Consider the following 18,046-nt stretch of genomic DNA (forward strand, 5'->3'; position numbering starts at 1 on the left):
GGCCGCCTACGCGCCCTTTACGCCCAATAATTCCGAATAACGCTTGCACCCCCCGTGTTACCGCGGCTGCTGGCACGGAGTTAGCCGGTGCTTCCTTCAGTGGTACCGTCAATTCCCTTATCTATTAAATAAGGAAGGTTTCTTCCCACTTGACAGAGCTTTACGACCCAAGAGCCTTCATCACTCACGCGGCGTTGCTGCGTCAGGGTTTCCCCCATTGCGCAAAATTCCTCACTGCTGCCTCCCGTAGGAGTCTGGACCGTGTGTCAGTTCCAGTGTGGCTGATCATCCTCTCAGACCAGCTACCCATCGTTGCCTTGGTAAGCCGTTACCTTACCAACAAGCTAATGGGACGCGAACTCATCCCCAAACAAGAGCTTCCAAGGAGAGGCCCTCTTTGATAATCCAAACCGTGGTAAGGATTATGTCATCCGGTATTAGCAGCCCTTTCGAACTGTTATCCCAAATTCAGGGGTAGATTATTCACGCGTTACTCACCCGTGCGCCACTGTACTCGTTCTCCGAAGAAAACTTTCTCGTTCGACTTGCATGTGTTAAGCACGCCGCCAGCGTTCATTCTGAGCCAGGATCAAACTCTCCAATTAAATCATCTAACAAAATGACCCAATAGGGTTTGATTTTGACGAAAGACTCGCTAAAGTCTTATATGTTTCGCTGCTTACTGATTTTCAAAGATCAAGCAAAGATTAAACCGCTTGAATTTAATTTCAAACGAACTCAATCAGTTTATCTCAGCAAGGCGATGAGGTCAAGGAAAAAGTTATTTTTTCTTGGCCAACCTTGCAGGTCCGAGGCGCTACCGCCGCGTGATTTGCGTCGGTTCCGCGCTGAAGACTTGAAGGTTCTACCCCGAAAGACGGCACCTGTCAAAGGCTTTTCGTACCCTTGGTGCTTTTTTTTTGGAACGGTGCGAATTTCCATTGAAATTCGCACCGCCAATTCAGCCGCCAAAACGGTTACAAGCCTTGTCAGCCCGCAAGAATGACACGAAGGTAACGCTTTTTCCCGGCACGAAGGAGCATCTCGTTGCCCTCAAAATCATCCAGGGTGATGGAACGATCAAAGGCAGTGAGCCGCTCTCCGTTCACATAGCCGCCCCCCTGCTGAATGAGCTTTCGTGCCGCGCCACCGGATTGCGCCAAACCGGCCTGGGCAAACAGCTTGAAAGCGGGCATCCCCTCCCCTTCGAACTCACCTGCAGCCAACTCCAGGGTCGGCACCGCATCCAGTGCGCTGCCGTCATCCCCCCGGGGAATGCTGCTTGACGGGAGAAGGGTCTCATCGATCTTCTTCGCGCCAAACATGGCCGCAGCAGACTTGTAGGCTTCAAGGGCCGCATCCCGGCCATGGCACAGGGCGGTGGCCTCAAAGGCAAGGACAGCCTTGGCGTTGTTCAGGTCTGCGCCGGACAGGCCGGAGACAGCCCGAATCTCTTCCATGGGAAGAAAGGTAAAGAGAGCCAGGAACCGTTCCACATCCGCGTCGTCCGTGTTGACCCAGAACTGATAGTAGTCGTAGGGACTCGTTCGCTCCGGGTCAAGCCAGACAGCGCCCTTGTGTGTCTTGCCCATCTTGATACCGGCCGCAGTCATGATCAGGGGAAAGGTAATCCCAAAGGCCGTCTCCCCCGCCTTGCGTCGCACCAGCTCCACACCGGCCACAATATTGCCCCACTGATCGCTGCCCCCCATCTGGAGGTAACAGTCGTGGGTTCGAGAGAGCTCGTAGAAATCGTATGCCTGGAGCAGCATGTAGTTGAACTCGATAAAGCTGAGCCCTTCGTCGGAATCGATGCGTGCCCGGTAGCTCTCGGCCTTGATCATGCGGTTCACGCTGAAATGACGCCCCACATCCCTTAAAAAGGGAATGTACTCAAGCCCTGTCAGCCAGTCGGCGTTGTCCAGGAGAAACGCCTTCTCATCGGAAAAGTCGAGGAAGCGGGAGAGCTGGGACCTGAGACCTGCCTTGTTCTCTTCAATGGTCTCTGTGGTGAGCATCTTGCGCATCTCGGTTTTCCCGCTGGGATCCCCAATCATGCCGGTCCCCCCGCCCACCAGGGCAATGGGGCAGTGACCGGCACGCTGCATGTGACACAAGGCCATGACCGTTACGAGGTGACCGACATGAAGACTGGCCCCTGTGGGGTCAAAGCCGATATAGCAGCGTCTTCCAGGGGTGGAAAGATACGAAATCAGTTCCTCTTCATGGGTTGTATTATCCACAAAACCGCGCGCTCTAAGCGACTCAATGACATTCATAGCATTCTACCTCGTCTCGATTGGTTCGATACCGACTCAGTGCAGCGAAAAGCGGTCGTTGAATAAACACGCTCCGAAGCCCGAGACGGACCATTGATATAAGGTGCCGTTGGACGACACCCCGGTGTTCCCGTTCGTTTTGTGGGATCGGTGGCCGTTGCTTCCGTTCCCCTGATACTAAAATAGCCGAACCACTAAGGCAGGGTCGGAATCATCCATACAGACAATTCCGCCCTGCCCTTAAGCGTTCGGCTTATTACGTTCTCCTTGAAATGGCCGGAGATGCCCTATTTGTTTGCATACCCCACAGCGCGGGTTTCACGGATTACCGTGACACGGATCTGCCCGGGGAAGGTCAGGCTCTCTTCGATCTGCTTGGCGATGTCGCGGCTCATGACCACGGCATCTTCGTCGCGGACCACGTCCCCCTCCACAATCACGCGGAGCTCACGCCCGGCCTGGATGGCGTAGGAGTTGGCCACACCTTTATACCCGTTGGCGATCTTCTCCAGATCGTCCAGTCGCTTGACGTAGTTTTCCAGCAGCTCTTTTCGGGCACCGGGCCGTGCACCGGAAAGGGAGTCGGCGGCCTGGACCAGAAGGTCGTAGACCGATTCGGGGGGCACATCCTCATGGTGGGCGGCAATACCCTGGACAATCTTGGGGTTCTCCCCGTACTTCTTGGCCAGATTGGCACCGATGACGGCATGGGGGCCTTCCACCTCGTGGTCCACAGCCTTGCCGATATCGTGGAGCAGACCCATGCGCTTGGCCAGCTTCACATTGAGACCCAGCTCAGCGGCCATGACCCCGCAGAGAAAGCCCACTTCCACAGAGTGCTGAAGCACGTTCTGGGCATAGCTGGTGCGGAACTTCAGGCGACCAAGGATGGCGATCAAGTCGTTGCTGATACCGTGGACCCCCAGGTCAAAGGCGGCCTGGTCACCGGCCTCTCGAATGGTCTGGTCCACTTCCTTTTCAACGGTCTTCACCACCTCTTCGATGCGCGCCGGATGAATTCGGCCATCGTTGATCAGTTTGGTCAGAGAGAGACGGGCCACCTCGCGGCGCACCGGGTTGAAGCCGGAGAGAATCACCGCCTCAGGGGTGTCGTCGATAATCAGGTCGATGCCGGTTGCCGCTTCCAGGGCCCGGATGTTGCGCCCTTCCCGGCCGATGATCCGCCCCTTCATCTCGTCGTTGGGCAGGGGCACCACAGACACGGTGCGCTCGGCCACAAAATCACCGGCGTACCGCTGGATGGCCGTGGCGATGATCTTTTTGGCTTCTTTGTCGGCGCTCTCCTTGGCCTCGCTGGTCACCCGCTTGATCATCTTGGCCCCGTCGTGACGGGCTTCGTTCTCCATGGCGCTCAAGAGGAGCCCCTTGGCCTCCTCGGAGGTCATGCCGGAGATCTTCTCAAGCTGCATTTTCTGCTCGGTAACAAGGGCGTCGCACTCCCTGTTCTTGTCGGCAAGGGTGTCGGCGTCTTCGGTGAGCTGCTTGCTTCGCTGGGACAGATCGGTTTCAATGCGCTCAATCTGATCCTGCCGGCGATCAAGCTTTTCCGCTTTCTGGTTGAGGCGCTTGTCCAGCCCCTTGAGTTCCAGCCTCGTCTCATTGGTCTCGGCGTCAAACTCGCTTTTCATCTTGATAAGCCGGTCCTTGGCCTCCACATTGGCTTCCATGAGAAGGTTTTCGGCCCGAAGCCCGGCGTCACGTATTATTTTCTCGGCCTCTTCTTCGGCTTCCTCTGCCCGCCTGCTGTCCACCCGACCTTTAAGCACAAAGGTGAGCGCAGCGCCGACAAGAAAACCGACGATGCCGGTTGCCATAATTTTCACTACCATTTGATTCCCCCGAGAATATATCCACCTCAGTTATGACGGAAAATCCGCCTTACGGACTCCACACAATAGACATTCGCCCAACCATGAGGTCACATGTTTTGCATCCCCAACAGACCGCAGCGGGTATTGTACGAACAAAGGGATCCGACGTGTGCCATGCGACGGCTTCACAATCTTAAAAAACGGAGACAATGCCGCATCGACGCGGGGCATGAATATAGCTTTGGACGTCGGAAACCCTTGACAGAGTCATCGACTTCGAGGGGTGGTGGTTGGAAGGAAGGGTCGGGCAAACGGGGAGACATTGATATGAAAATATCCCCACCCGAGTGCCGTGTTGAATTAAGGTCTTTGAACCGATTGTTCAAAGGGGGGTGCCTCTGTAACTTCTTCAGGCTTTTCTGTCAGGCAGAACATGCGCACCAAAGCCAGAGGAGGCTCCCGTGATATTGCCATTGGGTCAAAGGATATACTCCAATCACGAACACGGCAGGGATATTTTTATTCAAATTGTATCGTATTTCGACAATGCAGAACAGCCTTTTCTGTACCGCCGTTACGGTTGACACCCCCCCAATTTTTCAATGAGGGTGGCCGACTTCCGGGAGAGTTTCTCATGAAGATCCGCATGGCTCTTTTTCACCTCAGCCAACTCCTTTGCGATATTCAAGGTGGCCACCAGAAGCTGAATGAATTTGCGGTTCTCGGTTAAAGGGCCTTTCATGCCCTCACCGGCTCGCGCCACTTCACCCATAATGCTCTCGACAATGGCCGATGCCTCGCTCGGATCAGCGTCGGTCTTGAACTTATACGTTTCCCCAAAAAGGTCGACTGTCAGTATCTCTTCCAATGAATCCGCATTCGCTTTTGTCATTCGGTTAGAGATCAGGAGTCCACATCGATGTAAGTGTTCAGGCGATCCATCAGCCCATCAATCTTCCCTCGAATGGTCTCCCGCTGTTCTGCGAAGGCTGCTTCCGACTGGGTTTTCTCCTGAAGCTGACCTTCAAGTATTTCAATCCTGCCCTTGAGCTCTGCTTTCTCTGATTTCAGGCTGTTGCAGAGTTCAATGAGAAAATCTACCTGTTCTTCTATATAATCAATTTGACCAACTATTGCTTCATCATCCAATTTAGCACCTCTCGAAATTCAAATCACTATAGTCTTCAATTTTCAATAAAGTCAAGGGAATTCATGTGGGCCGCTCTTCCAGCATTTGCCGTACGGTTTCAAGGTCATTTACGGTATTTACACCCGTCACTTCCCGGGCTGATCCCCCGGTTACGACCCCTGCGCCGGCCCCATCCTGAACGGCTATCTCCACGATATCGGTGAGATAGTACTCCCCTTGTGCATTATCCGATTTCACTTTGTCAAGAGCAGAAAAGAGAAAATCCGCATCCACGCAGTAGATACCGCTGTTGATCTCTTTAATGGCCTTCTCGTCAGCGCCGGCATCCTTTTCTTCCACGATGCGAAGCAGGGCCCCGTTATCGCCGGTAACCATGCGCCCGTAACCCGTGGGGTCATCAAGCGAGACCGCCAGGACCGACACGGCCCTTCCGGCAGCTTCATGGGCCCGGACCAGCTCCTTGAGGGTTTCGGGCCGGACCAGAGGCACATCCCCGCAGAGGATCACCACCTGCCGGGTGGCTTCCCCCACGGCATGCCTGGCACACATCACGGCATGGCCCGTTCCCAGCTGTTCGTCCTGCCGGGCAAAAAGCGCCGCGTGCCGCCGGGCCACTGCGGCCTTCACCGCATCGGCCTGATGACCGACCACCACAACCACGTCGGAGCCTGCGATCTCCGCAGCCGACGCCATCACGTAGTCCACCATGGGGCGGCCATGGACCTCATGGAGGACCTTGGCCTTGTCCGACTTCATGCGTGTCCCCTTGCCCGCGGCAAGGACAACCACCGCTGTCTTTCCTGTGGTTTTACTCAATTTTCCCCCTTGTTGCAATAGCACCTGACCGGCATGCCAAAAAACATGGTTCCCAGTTGCCTCCAAAACAGACCGGAGCGTCTTCCGTACAGCGCCGATACACCGACGACAAAAAAAGGGGCAACCCTACCGGGCCGCCCCTTTGCAACTTACGCGCTGTCGTTCCTGCCCAGGCGACAAAGGAGCCGCTTTAACGGCCCATCGTCTGAACTCCCGGAGATGTTACCTGCTCTCCACTGCCTGGATGCGATGCAGTGCCCGGGCAAGGGCCGCCTTGGCACGGGTCTCGTCAATGGTGGCCCGGTCACCGGACAACCTCTGCTCCGCCCGATTCATCGCCGACTGAGCACGCTTGAGATCAATGTCTCGACGACGCTCCGCGGACTCGGCCAGGATGGTTACCCGATCGGCCAGTGCCTCGGCGAAACCGCCGTTGATGAAGACTCCGCACTCGTTGCCTGCAGCGTCCTTGAACCGGGCCATGCCCACCTTCAGGGAGGTGAGAAACGGAGTGTGCCCGTCGAGCACACCGAACTCACCCTCCGAACCGGGGGCCATGACGATCTGTGCGTCCTCGCTGACCACACGCCGTTCCGGCGTCACGATTTCGAGTCTGATAGTGTCTGCCATATCAACCCCTCATAGGTTTGAAGGGGCAGGAATACTCCCCTGCCCCGTTCAGATCAAATTAATCGGCCATGTCCTTGGCCTTGGCCACTGCATCTTCGATGGTCCCTACAAGGTTGAAGGCGCCTTCGGGCAGCTCGTCGTGCTTGCCGTCCAGGATCTCCTTGAAGCTTCGGATGGTGTCTTCGAGCTTCACGTACTTGCCCTTAAGGCCGGTAAACACTTCGGCCACGTGGAAGGGCTGAGAGAGGAATCGCTGAATACGACGGGCACGGGTTACCACCACCTTGTCCTCATCGGAGAGTTCGTCGATACCGAGGATGGCGATGATGTCCTGGAGCTCCTTGTACTTCTGAAGCACGGTCTGGACCTGACGGGCCACAGCGTAGTGTTCGTCACCGATGTAAGCCGCGTCAAGAATACGAGACGAGGAGTCCAAGGGGTCCACCGCAGGGTAGATGCCCAGCTCGGCAATGGAACGGGAGAGAACCACCGTGCCGTCGAGGTGAGCAAAGGTGGTGGCCGGAGCCGGGTCGGTGAGGTCGTCCGCGGGGACGTACACGCACTGAACCGCGGTAATGGAGCCTTTGTCCGTGGAGGTGATTCGCTCCTGCAGACCGCCCATGTCCACCGCCAGGGTGGGCTGGTAACCAACCGCAGAAGGCATACGACCGAGAAGGGCCGAAACCTCGGAACCCGCCTGGGTGAAGCGGAAGATGTTGTCGATGAAGATCAGAACGTCCTGGCCTTCCACATCACGGAAGTACTCGGCGCAGGTCAGGGCGGAGAGGGCAACACGTGCACGGGCTCCCGGAGGTTCGGTCATCTGACCGTAGATCAGGGCACACTTGTCGAGAACGCCGGACTCCTTCATCTCGTGGTAAAGGTCGTTGCCCTCACGGGTACGCTCGCCAACACCCGCGAACACGGAGATGCCGCCGTGCTGCATGGCGATGTTGTTAACCATCTCCATCATGATAACGGTCTTGCCAACGCCCGCACCACCGAAGAGCCCCATCTTGCCGCCTCGGGGGAAGGGAACGAGAAGGTCGATCACCTTAATGCCGGTTTCAAGAACGGTCACCGAGGTGTCCTGCTCGGTAAACTCGGGAGCGGGACGATGGATGGGCATGGTGTTTTCCATGCTTACATCGCCGAGGCCGTCCACGGGGCGCCCCACAACGTTGAGGACGCGACCCAGGGAAGCCTTGCCCACGGGCATGACGATGGGGTTTCCGGTATCTTTGACGTCCATACCGCGGACGAGGCCGTCGGTAACGTCCATGGCGATGGTACGCACCACGTTGTCGCCCAGGTGCTGAGCCACCTCGATGACGAGGTTGTCCTCTTCGTCATTGATGGCGGGGTTGGTCAAGGTCAATGCTGTAAGGATCGCCGGCAGTTTTCCAGGTTCAAACTCCACGTCAACAACAGGTCCCATGACCTGTGTGATTTTTCCGATATTGTCAGCCATTGAAAAGTACCTCCTATTGTACCTAAATCTATGCTGTATATGCGATAAGCGAGTTACAATCAGCCCTTCAAGGCCTCTGCACCACCGACGATATCCATAAGGTCTGCAGTAATTGCCGCTTGTCGTGCTTTGTTATACACCCTCTGAAGATCAGTGATCATGTCGGAACACGCCTGGGTGGCGTTGTCCATGGCCGACATTCGGGCCGCATGCTCACTGGTCGACGTCTCAAGAAGACCACGGTAAAGCTGAATATACACATTCCTTGGGAGCATCTCGCCAAGGAGCTTGTCCGCGCTGGGCTCACAGATGTGCTCTGCCTGGAACGGCTTGTCCTCGGCAGCCTCCTCTTCCACCACCTCGATGGGGGGGATGGGAAGAAGCTGCTGGACCACAGGCACCTGCCTGGCCATGCTGACAAACTCGGCATAGATCAGGTAGACCTCGTCGTACTCACCGGCGAGAAAGCCGTCGATCAGCTTCTGCCCACCGGTGGACGCGACGCCAAACCCCACCTTTGTCCCAACGACCCCGACGTATTCATCCGCCCGGGTCTGCCCCTCTTTACGGGCCCAGTCTCGGCCCCTCTTGCCAAAGTTGGTAAAGGAGACCTCGGCCCCCTCCCCCACTTTCTCTTTGATCAGTTTTTCCGCTTTTTGGATGAGGTTGATGTTGAAGCCCCCACACAGCCCCCTGTCCGATGTCAGGAGAACCACATGAACCTTCTTCACCTCCTCGCGTGCTTCAAGGAGCGGACTGGCTCCTTCACCTGCCTTCTGAGCAAGGCTTCCCAGCACCTCTGCGTATTTCTCCGCATAGGGTCGGAAGGCCTCCATGGCTAACTGAGCACCACGCAAGCGGGAAGTCGCGACCATTTTCATGGCGCTGGTGATCTGCTTGGTCTTTTTGACGCCAGAGATCTTTAATTGTACTTCCTTTAACGTTGCCATATGCCATTTACCTTTACGTGTCTCAAATTAATAGATCTGCTCTTCAGCGCAAGCTACTTGATGGTGTCCTTGAACTCCTCGGCGTACGCCTCGAGTGCTTTGACAATATCGGCTTCGATTTCAGAGGTGATCTTTTTGGCTTCCGCAAGGGCGGGGAGGATCTTGGGGAAACGGCCTTCCACAAAGGGGTAGAGACCCGCTTCGTACTTGACCACCGCCTCACGGGGGTAGTCGTCGATGAACCCTTTGGTGCCTGCGTAAAGGATGAGAACCTGCTTTTCCAGGGGCAGGGGTGCGTACTGGGGCTGCTTGAGAACTTCCACCAGACGCTGACCACGGGTGAGCTGACGCTGGGTGGAGGCGTCCAGGTCGGAGCCGAAGGCGGCAAAGGCCTCGAGCTCGCGGAAGGCCGCCATGTCCAGACGCAGGGTACCGGCCACCTGCTTCATGGCCTTCTCCTGTGCCGCGCCGCCAACTCGGGAAACCGAGAGGCCTACGTCAACTGCGGGACGCATACCGGCGAAGAACATCCCCTTATCGAGGTAGATCTGACCGTCGGTGATGGAGATAACGTTGGTGGGGATAAAGGCGGACACGTCGCCTTCCTGGGTTTCGATGATGGGCAGGGCGGTGAGGGACCCGGCGCCCAGCTCATCGGAGAGCTTGGCGGAACGCTCCAGGAGACGGGAGTGGTTGTAGAAGATGTCCCCGGGGAAAGCTTCACGTCCGGGAGGACGACGAAGCAGCAGGGAGACCTGGCGATAGGAGGCAGCCTGCTTGGAGAGGTCGTCGTAGATGATCAGGGCGTGCTCACCCTTGTCGCGGAAGTACTCGCCCATGGCGCAACCGGCGTAAGGGGCGAGGAACTGAAGGGCCGCGGGATCGGAGGCACAGGCCGCAACCACGGTGGTGTACTCCATGGCGCCATGCTCTTCGAGAACGGCCACCACCTGGGCCACGGTGGACTTCTTCTGGCCACAGGCCACGTAGACACACTTCACGTCCTGGCCCTTCTGGGCGAGGATGGCGTCAACGGCGATGGCGGTCTTGCCGATCTGGCGGTCGCCGATGATCAGCTCACGCTGGCCCTTGCCCACGGGGGTCATGGCGTCGATGGCCTTGATTCCGGTGTAGCAGGGCTCGTGCACGCTCTTTCGCTGGATAACACCGGGAGCCACCATCTCAAGTCGACGGAACTCCTTGGCATCAATGGCGCCCTTGCCGTCAATGGGCTCACCTACGGTGGTCACGACGCGGCCGAGAACGGGCTCGCCCACGGGAACCTCGGCGATACGGCCGGTACGCTTGACGGTGTCGCCCTCTTTGATGTGGGTGTCATCGCCCATGATGGCCACACCCACGTTGTCTTCTTCCAGGTTAAGGGCCAGGCCGAGAATGCCGCCGGGAAATTCCACAAGCTCCAGGGCCATCACTTTTTCCAGGCCGTAGACCCTTGCGATGCCGTCGCCCACTGAAAGAACGACGCCGGTTTCGGACAACTCGACCTTCTTGTCGAAATCCTTGATCTGCTCCTTGATTATTTGGCTTATCTCTTCAGCTTTGATTTCCATTAGACACTCTCACCCCTTTTAAAAGATTCTTTCATGTTCTGCAGCTGTGTGCGCACACTGCCGTCAAGTACAAGGTCACCTATCTTCGTTACAATGCCCCCAATCAACCCGGGGTCTTTTTCCAGATTCAAAATGACGTCCTTGCCTGTCAATGCGGAGAGGGATGCCTTGATTTTCTCCACAGCGTCTTCCGACAGATCCACGGCGGAAACCACATGGGCGTGGGCGATGCCGTTCAGCTCGTCAACCAGCTCCTGGTAGGTTTCATCGATGGAACCAAGGTAACCGAAGCGTCCCTTGTCAAACAAAAGCAGGACAAAGGATGCGATGACAGGGGAGAGGCCCAGCTTCTCCACCACCACCTTCAGCACACCGCGCCTGCCGTCACATTCATAAATCGGGTTGGCGATGGCGGTGGAGAGCTCCACCTCCCGTGCAAGAAACGCCGCCACCCCGCTGAGCTGTTCACGGTAGGTCTCTGCCTGGCCGTCCTCTTTGCCGAGGAGCAGCAGAGCCTTGGCATAACGCCTGGATATCGCGAAATCTTTCATTGCACCACCACCTTGTTCAGATAGTCATCCACCAGCTTTTCCTGGTCGTCGGTATTGATCTTCTCCTGGATCAGCGACTCGGCCTTTTCCAGGGCCAGGGCCATGATTTCGGCTTTGAGATCCGTACGGGCGGCCTTGAACTCATGGTCAATGTTGCGTTTGGCCTGCTCTTCGAGCTTAGCGGCGTGGAGCTTGGCCTCTTCCATGATGCGTGTGCGGGCGGCCTCCCCCTGCTCCCGGTACTGACCCAGGATCACCTCCACCTCGCTTTCGAGGGTGGCAATTCTGGTTTCATACTCGGCCAGGGTCTTTTCAGCGTCCGCCTTCTTTTGTTCCAGGGTATCCAGTTCGTCACGAATGGAGCCGATACGCCCGGACAGGGCACTGGAGACCGGCTTGCGAAGAACAAAGAACAGGAACCCCATGAGCACCACAAAGTTGAGGACACGGGCCGTGTCCGTGGTGAGCCAGTGCTTGGCCTCGGCGGCATGGCCGCCCCCGCTGGAGGCGAATGCCATTCCCGCACTCAGGGTCAATGCCGCGAAAAGGCCCCAGAACAAAAGCCTGCGCCCTCCGGACGATTTCATCTCATCACGCATTACAGAGCCCTCCCCAGAATCTTTTCGCCGATTGCCTTCGCAAAATCGTCCACTTCACTCTGCAGACTCTCCCGCACAGCAACCATCTCTTGAGAAATCTTAACGCGCACGGCGGCAAGATCGTCCTGGGCACGACCGGTAATCTCGCCGATGATGCGCCGCTCTTCCCGTGACGCTTCATCGATGATCGCGTCCTTAAGCTCAACGCCCTTGGCACGCCCTTCTTTGATGCCTGCTGCAAACGTCTCCTCCTTCTCGCGCACGCCCACAGATGAGGCATCGATGCTGTCATTGAGCCCGTCTATGGCCTCACGACGCTTCGCAAGAACTCCCCGGATCGGCTTATACAAGACGATATTCAAAATAAGGATCAAGAGGATGAAGTTGACAATCTGCACCAATAAGGAATAATCCACACTGACCATTGGTGACCCTCCAACAAAAGTTAATAAGAATGCCAGATAATATTCATAACAACACAGACCAAGGCTGGAGCAAGCCTTAGAAATTCCCTCATTTTAGCACCGAACCTATATCAGTTTTTCTCTTTTTATGTCAACCTGTTTTAGAAAATCTTCCCGTGATTAGCAAGTGATATCAGCTTTTTCCATCGCGGCTTAGCCCTTGCGAACCGCAGTCGTCAGGATTTACCAACAAGCATTATGTTGCCCCGAAGTCCACGGTCAAAAGACACAGGAAGCTAAGCATTTCACCTGCACCTGCTCATACCACAATAAAAGAGTAAAAAGCCACCCCGGAAGGGCCCCCTTTTCCACAGAGCCGCTCGCCAAAAAGACAACGACCCGCCAAGGGGCTTTATTTCTTGAAGCGACGCATGCTGACTCCCATGAGGAGCCCGATGGCCATAAAGCTGGTCACCACGGACGAACCGCCGTAGCTCACCAGTGGAAGAGGAACCCCCACCACAGGCATGAGCCCCATGACCATCCCCATGTTGATGAAGGCCTCCCAGAAGAGCATGGCCGTCACCCCCACGGCGGTGATGGTGCCGAAGGTGTTCTTGCTTTTGTGGGCGATGTTGAGGCTCCAGACAAAGAGGGTGCCGTACATGAGCACGAGAAGCACCGTGCCCACAAAGCCCCACTCCTCTGCCAGGACAGACAGGATAAAGTCGGTGTGCCGCTCCGGAAGAAAACTCAGGGTGTTCTGGGTCCCCTTGAGGAAGCCCTTGCCCGTGAGCATTCCGGAGCCGATGGCGATTTTGGATTGGATGATGTGATACCCCGCCCCCAAAGGATCGCGGTCGGGGTTAAGGAAGGTCAGCACGCGCTGTTTCTGGTAGGCTTTGAGAAAGAAGAGCCAGGCCGCAACGGCCAGGCCGAGCCCCGCGCACACCAGCATGGTGAGGGTGCGGCGCTCAATCTTGACAAAAAGGGTCATGATGCCGGCGATCATCACGATGAGCAGGCCGGTGCCCAGGTCGGGCTGAAGGTAGATCAGAAGAAAGGGCAGCAGCACAATGGCCGCAGGCTTGATGAGCTCCCGGAAACCGAGCCCCCGGGTGGTGGCGTTGCGCGCGTAAAACCGCGCCAGCATCAGGATCACGCCCACCTTGGCAAGCTCCGAAGGCTGAAGGGTCATGGGCCCCAGCACCAGCCACCGTCGGGACCCGCCCACCATGCGCCCCACAAAGAGCACGGCCACCAGAAGCCCCATGCAGCAGGCATAGATCCCCGGCGTCCAGCGTTCAAACTCCTTGGGGTCCACGCAAAAGGTGGCGATCATCACGCCCATGCCTGCGCCCAGCCAGACCAGCTGCTTGACGAACAGGGGCCTGAGGGACGGATCGTTTCCCGCGTACACGGCGCTGTAGAGGGCCACAAGCCCCAGGCCCGACAAGGCCAGGGTGATAAGCAGGAGCCCCCAGTCAAAATGTTCCACCACGCGGCGATCAATCACGTACAGCCTCCCCTTTCCCCAGATAGGTCTCAATCACTTCCTTGGCAATGGGGGCGGCCTTGGTGGACCCGCCTTCACCATGCTCCACTATCACCGCCACGGCGATGGTGGGATTTTCCACCGGCGCATAGGCGACAAACCATGCGTGATCCCTGAATTTTCGGATACTCTTTTTGGTTCGGGAATCCCTCTTGGCCTTGCTGATGACCTGTGCGGTCCCGGTCTTCCCGGCAACGGTCACCCCCTCCACGGCGGCGACCTTTGCCGTCCCTTTTCGGTCGTTCACCGTGCCCCAGAGCCCCTTCTGGACCAGGGTCAGGGTCTTCTTGCTGGCGGGGAGCCGCCCGTTTTCCACCGGATGGGTCTCTTTGACCAGAGCCCCGTCGGCAGTTTCCATTTTCCCTAAGATGTAGGGCTTGTAAATCACCCCTCCGTTGGCAACGGAGGCGACGAGCATGGCCATCTGAATGGGGGTGACAAGGTTGTAGCTCTGGCCGATGGCCAGGGAGAGGGTCTCCCCGCTGTGCCAGCTTTCATGGAGCTTGCGGCGTTTCCACTCCGCCGTGGGGATCAACCCGGCCCGCTCGTTGTCCAAATCCACCCCCGTGGGTTTGCCCAGACCGCACCCCCGGGCGTAAAAGGCCAGGCGGTCCACCCCGAGTTTTTCCCCCACCTCATAGAAGTAGACATCGCAGGACTGAGCAAGGGAGTCCTCCAGATCAATGGAGCCGTGGCCCGCCCGCTTCCAGCACCTGTAGACACGGTCTCCGAAGGCGTGGCTCCCGGAACAGAAATAGCGGGTCTTTTCATCCACCACCTTCTCTTCCAGGGCGGCAATGGAAGAGACGATCTTATAGATGGAGGCAGGGGGGTACAAAGCCTGGGTGGCCTTATTCTCCATGGGCCGCCCCGGATCGTTCTGCAAGGCGTTCCACTTGGCATACGACAGGCCGCTCACAAAGTCGTTGGGATCAAATGCAGGGCTGCTGGCCATGGCCAACACAGCCCCGTTACGGGGATCCAGAGCAACCACGGAGCCCACATCCCCCTTGAGCAGCGCTTCGGATTTTTTCTGAAGCTCTGTGTTAATGGTCAAAAAAATATTCTTCCCGGGGTCCGCCTCCACACGCTTGAGTTCCCGAATCACCCGACCGCGGGCGTCCACCTCCACCTGGCGCCCGCCCTGGGCTCCCCGCAGGAGAGGCTCCATCACCTTTTCGATACCGAACTTGCCGATAAAATCCCCGCCGGAGGCCTCCGGGTGCTTGCCGCTGGAGAGTTCCCGGGCGTTGATTTCGCCCAGATAACCCAGCAGATGGGCCGCCATGCCCGGGTTGAGATAAAAGCGCTTGGGCCGGACCTTTACCTTCACACCGGGCAGGTCAAAGCTGTTCACCTCCACCGGGGCCAGGGCATCCCGCCCGATGTCCCGCTTAAGCACCACCTGCCGGGACGAATTCTCTCCCCCCTTCTTGGCGATCTTGGCCGCCATCTCTTCCACGGCGATCCCCGTAAACTCGGAAAGACGCTCCAGGGTCTCGGGAACGGGCTGGGCATCCCGGGGCACGATGACCAGGTCAAAGGCCGGCCGGTTGTCCACCAGGAGATTGCCCTGGCTGTCGTAAATCAACCCCCGGGACGGAGGAAGGCTCTGAAGGCGGATGCGGTTGTTGGTGGAGAGTTCGCGATAGACCTGACCGTTGATGATCTGAAGGTAGAAAAGGCGGACAAGGATAACGGAAAAGGCAATGAAAATAAGAAGCATCGTCCCTTTCAGGCGGCTATTGAACCACTCCCCGTCGGGACTGTTGAGGTACCCCTCCGAGCCACCGGCCCTTTTGGCGTTCCGCTTTTGGGGTAAATCAGACACCCTTGCCTCCTTCCAGACGACAGACAATCTCACGGGCCAAGGCCCCGCCCAGACGATAGCCAAGGGCCATAATCACATAGACCACAGGCCCCAGGAGCGCACCCCAGAGCAACTGCCTGCCCCCCTGCTCCACAGCCCACATCATGGTGGGGGTGGCGGCTCCGGACACGCTGAGCACAAGAAGGGCCACAAGGTTTTCCAGGACGATACCGGCCAGAATAGCGAGATAAATAAGGATACGGCTGTAGACGTGCAGGACCTGAATGGCCACACGAAGCGTAAAAAACAGCCAGAAGTAGCTGGTGAGATAAAAGCCGAAGGGGCTCCCCGACAACCCGTCCACGAGAACCCCCGTCACCAGGACAACCACCCCTCCCTGAAGCCTGGGCAGAGCAAGGGCCGTAAAGACCACCTGCACCACCAGCAGATCAAAGGGAGGCCGCATGGACATCTGTGGCAGAAGGGCTGTCTGGATGAGAATCAGCAAGATGGACACCAGGGTGTATCCGATGACCGCCATCACTCCTCCGCTTCGGGGCTCATGATGACAAGCACCTCTTCCAGTGTCTCAAAGTTAACCGAAGGGGCCACCGCCACGTCCTGAAAAATACCGGAAACCCCTTTGCGGACCTCGCTGACGGTCCCGATAAAAAAGCCCTTGGGGAACACCCCGTCCAGCCCGGAAGAGACAATCCGCTGACCGGGCTTGATGGTGTCGTTCCGGTTGGCGTAGGCGAACCGGCACTCACCGGCCCCGCCCCCTTTGAGGATTCCACGGACACGGGTATCCTGGACCAGTGTGTCCACGGAGCTGTTGCGGTCGGTGACAAGAAGCACCTTGGCGTAGCGACGGGAAGCCTCAATAACCTGCCCCACGATGCCGTCGGGGACCACCACGGGCTGCCCTTTGGCCACGCCGTTTTCCGTGCCTTTGTCGATGATGAGGGTGCGATACCAGAGGGAGGCATCCTTGCCCGTGACCATGGCAGCCACCATGTTGCGGGCTTTGGCCTCTTTAAAGGAGAGGAGGCCGCGCATTCTTCCGTTGAGCAGCTTGAGTTCGTTGTACCCGTTGAGCTGCTCCCGGAGCTGCGCCACCTCTCTGCGAAGGGCCTCATTCTCCTCGGCGGTGGAGACGAGGTTGAAGTACCCGTACCAGATGGAACGGATCCACCCGAGGGATGCGGTCAGGCCTTTTTGAAAGGGAGCCGTCAGGTGCAACGCAATGGGCGCTGCACCTCCGGCAGAATCGGGACGGCTGCTAGAGACGGTCAAAGCGGCAATGTTGAGCAGAAGCAGCACCAAAACCGCCACAACCAGTACCATACGCCGAGAAAACATAGGCTACCTGATGACCACCTGCCGTAAAATTTCAATGCTGTCCAGGGACATGCCTGCGCCCTTGGCCACGGTGGAGAGGGGATCCTCTGCCACGGTGATGGGCAGGCCGGTGTTCTCCTTGAGAAGCTTGTCGAGGTTCTTTAAGAGGCCGCCGCCGCCGGTGAGCACAATGCCCCGGTCCACGATGTCCGCGGCCAGTTCGGGGGGGGTCTGCTCCAGGGCGATCTTCACGCACTCCACGATGGCGTCGATCTGCTCGCTGATGGCCTGGCGGATCTCCTCGGAGTCGATGGCCAGGATCTTGGGAATCCCGGAGACCAGGTCGCGGCCCTTCACTTCGATGGTCTCGATGTGCTCGGTGTCGGGGTAGGCGTTGCCGATGGTGGTCTTGATCACCTCGGCGGTACGCTCGCCGATGAGAAGATTGTAGCGGCGCTTGATGTACTGCATGATCGCTTCGTCGATGCGATCGCCTGCCACCCGCAGAGAGCGGGAATAGACAATACCGGCCAGGGAGATCACCGCCACTTCCGTTGTGCCCCCGCCGATATCCACCACCATGTTACAGGTGGGCTCGGTAATGGGAAGACCCGCGCCGATGGCTGCTGCCATGGGCTCCTCCAGAAGAAAGACCTCACGTGCCCCTGCCGACTCGGCAGACTCTTTCACCGCGCGTTTCTCCACCTGGGTAATGCCGGAGGGAACGGCGATGATGATGCGGGGACGGACAAATTTCTGGCGGTTGTTGTGCACCTTCTTGATAAAGTGGCTGAGCATTGCTTCGGTCACTTCAAAGTCGGCGATCACCCCGTCGCGCATGGGGCGGATGGCCACAATGTTTCCCGGTGTTCGACCGAGCATGTTCTTGGCCTCGAGGCCCACGGCCAATACCTTGTTCTTGGATCTGTTGTCGGTGCGAACAGCCACCACGGACGGTTCGCTGAGCACAATGCCCTTGCCTTTCACATAGACAAGGGTGTTGGCCGTTCCCAGGTCAATGGCCAGGTCACTGGAAAAAACTCCCAGCAGCGAGTCAAGAAGGTTCATAGTCAGCCTTTGTTTCCGA

General features: G+C 57.6%; 17 protein-coding genes, 1 rRNA gene and 1 other RNA gene. All 19 read right to left on the reverse strand.

The annotated features are described in order from the left end of the window. A 16S ribosomal RNA gene (locus tag MSL71_RS05005) occupies positions 1-605 on the reverse strand; the annotation flags it as partial. A gap of 384 nt (positions 606-989) precedes the next feature. Next, the gene (gene tyrS, locus MSL71_RS05010; protein ID WP_180137602.1) at positions 990-2,279 is read right to left on the reverse strand and encodes a tyrosine--tRNA ligase; all 1,290 of its coding nucleotides are present in this window, start codon (positions 2,277-2,279) and stop codon (positions 990-992) included. A gap of 287 nt (positions 2,280-2,566) precedes the next feature. After that, complete coding sequence (gene rny, locus MSL71_RS05015; protein WP_180137603.1) at positions 2,567-4,129, reverse strand: ribonuclease Y; 1,563 nt, start codon at positions 4,127-4,129, stop codon at positions 2,567-2,569. A 314-nt stretch (positions 4,130-4,443) separates the two neighbouring features. After that, positions 4,444-4,628, reverse strand: a non-coding RNA gene (ssrS, locus tag MSL71_RS05020) — 6S RNA. Positions 4,629-4,685: 57 nt separating this feature from the next. Beyond that, positions 4,686-5,003, reverse strand: a complete 318-nt coding sequence (gene zapA, locus MSL71_RS05025; protein ID WP_180137604.1) for a cell division protein ZapA — start codon at positions 5,001-5,003, stop codon at positions 4,686-4,688. Positions 5,004-5,014: 11 nt separating this feature from the next. Next, entirely contained in the window at positions 5,015-5,260 is a 246-nt protein-coding gene (gene zapB, locus MSL71_RS05030; protein WP_180137605.1) for a cell division protein ZapB, read from the reverse strand. A 61-nt stretch (positions 5,261-5,321) separates the two neighbouring features. Beyond that, complete coding sequence (locus tag MSL71_RS05035) at positions 5,322-6,077, reverse strand: sugar phosphate nucleotidyltransferase (RefSeq protein ID WP_180137606.1); 756 nt, start codon at positions 6,075-6,077, stop codon at positions 5,322-5,324. A gap of 222 nt (positions 6,078-6,299) precedes the next feature. Beyond that, entirely contained in the window at positions 6,300-6,707 is a 408-nt protein-coding gene (locus tag MSL71_RS05040) for a F0F1 ATP synthase subunit epsilon (protein ID WP_180137607.1), read from the reverse strand. A gap of 58 nt (positions 6,708-6,765) precedes the next feature. Then, on the reverse strand, positions 6,766-8,178 hold the full coding sequence (gene atpD / locus MSL71_RS05045) for a F0F1 ATP synthase subunit beta (protein ID WP_180137608.1): 1,413 nt from the start codon (positions 8,176-8,178) through the stop codon (positions 6,766-6,768). A 59-nt stretch (positions 8,179-8,237) separates the two neighbouring features. Further along, complete coding sequence (gene atpG / locus MSL71_RS05050) at positions 8,238-9,128, reverse strand: ATP synthase F1 subunit gamma (RefSeq protein ID WP_180137609.1); 891 nt, start codon at positions 9,126-9,128, stop codon at positions 8,238-8,240. 53 nt (positions 9,129-9,181) lie between these two features. After that, positions 9,182-10,699 carry a F0F1 ATP synthase subunit alpha gene (gene atpA, locus MSL71_RS05055; protein WP_180137610.1) on the reverse strand — a complete coding sequence of 506 codons (1,518 nt, stop codon included), beginning with the start codon at positions 10,697-10,699 and terminating at the stop codon, positions 9,182-9,184. Further along, positions 10,699-11,250, reverse strand: coding sequence for an ATP synthase F1 subunit delta (atpH, locus tag MSL71_RS05060; RefSeq protein WP_180137611.1), 552 nt, complete (start codon positions 11,248-11,250; stop codon positions 10,699-10,701). The genes atpA and atpH overlap by 1 nt, the downstream gene beginning before the upstream one ends. After that, positions 11,247-11,849, reverse strand: a complete 603-nt coding sequence (atpF, locus tag MSL71_RS05065; protein ID WP_246317713.1) for a F0F1 ATP synthase subunit B — start codon at positions 11,847-11,849, stop codon at positions 11,247-11,249. The genes atpH and atpF overlap by 4 nt, the downstream gene beginning before the upstream one ends. Further along, positions 11,849-12,274: a F0F1 ATP synthase subunit B family protein gene (locus MSL71_RS05070; protein ID WP_180137612.1), complete on the reverse strand. Its 426-nt coding sequence runs from the start codon at positions 12,272-12,274 to the stop codon at positions 11,849-11,851. Before MSL71_RS05070 ends, atpF begins: the two co-directional genes overlap by 1 nt. A 391-nt stretch (positions 12,275-12,665) precedes the next feature. Further along, the gene (gene rodA / locus MSL71_RS05075; protein WP_180137613.1) at positions 12,666-13,769 is read right to left on the reverse strand and encodes a rod shape-determining protein RodA; all 1,104 of its coding nucleotides are present in this window, start codon (positions 13,767-13,769) and stop codon (positions 12,666-12,668) included. Then, positions 13,762-15,639, reverse strand: a complete 1,878-nt coding sequence (gene mrdA, locus MSL71_RS05080) for a penicillin-binding protein 2 (protein WP_246317714.1) — start codon at positions 15,637-15,639, stop codon at positions 13,762-13,764. Before mrdA ends, rodA begins: the two co-directional genes overlap by 8 nt. Then, positions 15,632-16,159 carry a rod shape-determining protein MreD gene (gene mreD / locus MSL71_RS05085; RefSeq protein ID WP_180137614.1) on the reverse strand — a complete coding sequence of 176 codons (528 nt, stop codon included), beginning with the start codon at positions 16,157-16,159 and terminating at the stop codon, positions 15,632-15,634. Before mreD ends, mrdA begins: the two co-directional genes overlap by 8 nt. After that, positions 16,159-16,980 (reverse strand): rod shape-determining protein MreC, encoded by an 822-nt coding sequence (gene mreC, locus MSL71_RS05090; protein ID WP_180137615.1) that lies wholly within the window; start codon positions 16,978-16,980, stop codon positions 16,159-16,161. Before mreC ends, mreD begins: the two co-directional genes overlap by 1 nt. A 3-nt stretch (positions 16,981-16,983) precedes the next feature. After that, the gene (locus MSL71_RS05095; RefSeq protein ID WP_180137616.1) at positions 16,984-18,027 is read right to left on the reverse strand and encodes a rod shape-determining protein; all 1,044 of its coding nucleotides are present in this window, start codon (positions 18,025-18,027) and stop codon (positions 16,984-16,986) included. Positions 18,028-18,046 lie beyond the last annotated feature (19 nt).

The organism is Desulfoluna butyratoxydans, from assembly GCF_900699765.1.
Taxonomy (GTDB): domain Bacteria; phylum Desulfobacterota; class Desulfobacteria; order Desulfobacterales; family Desulfolunaceae; genus Desulfoluna; species Desulfoluna butyratoxydans.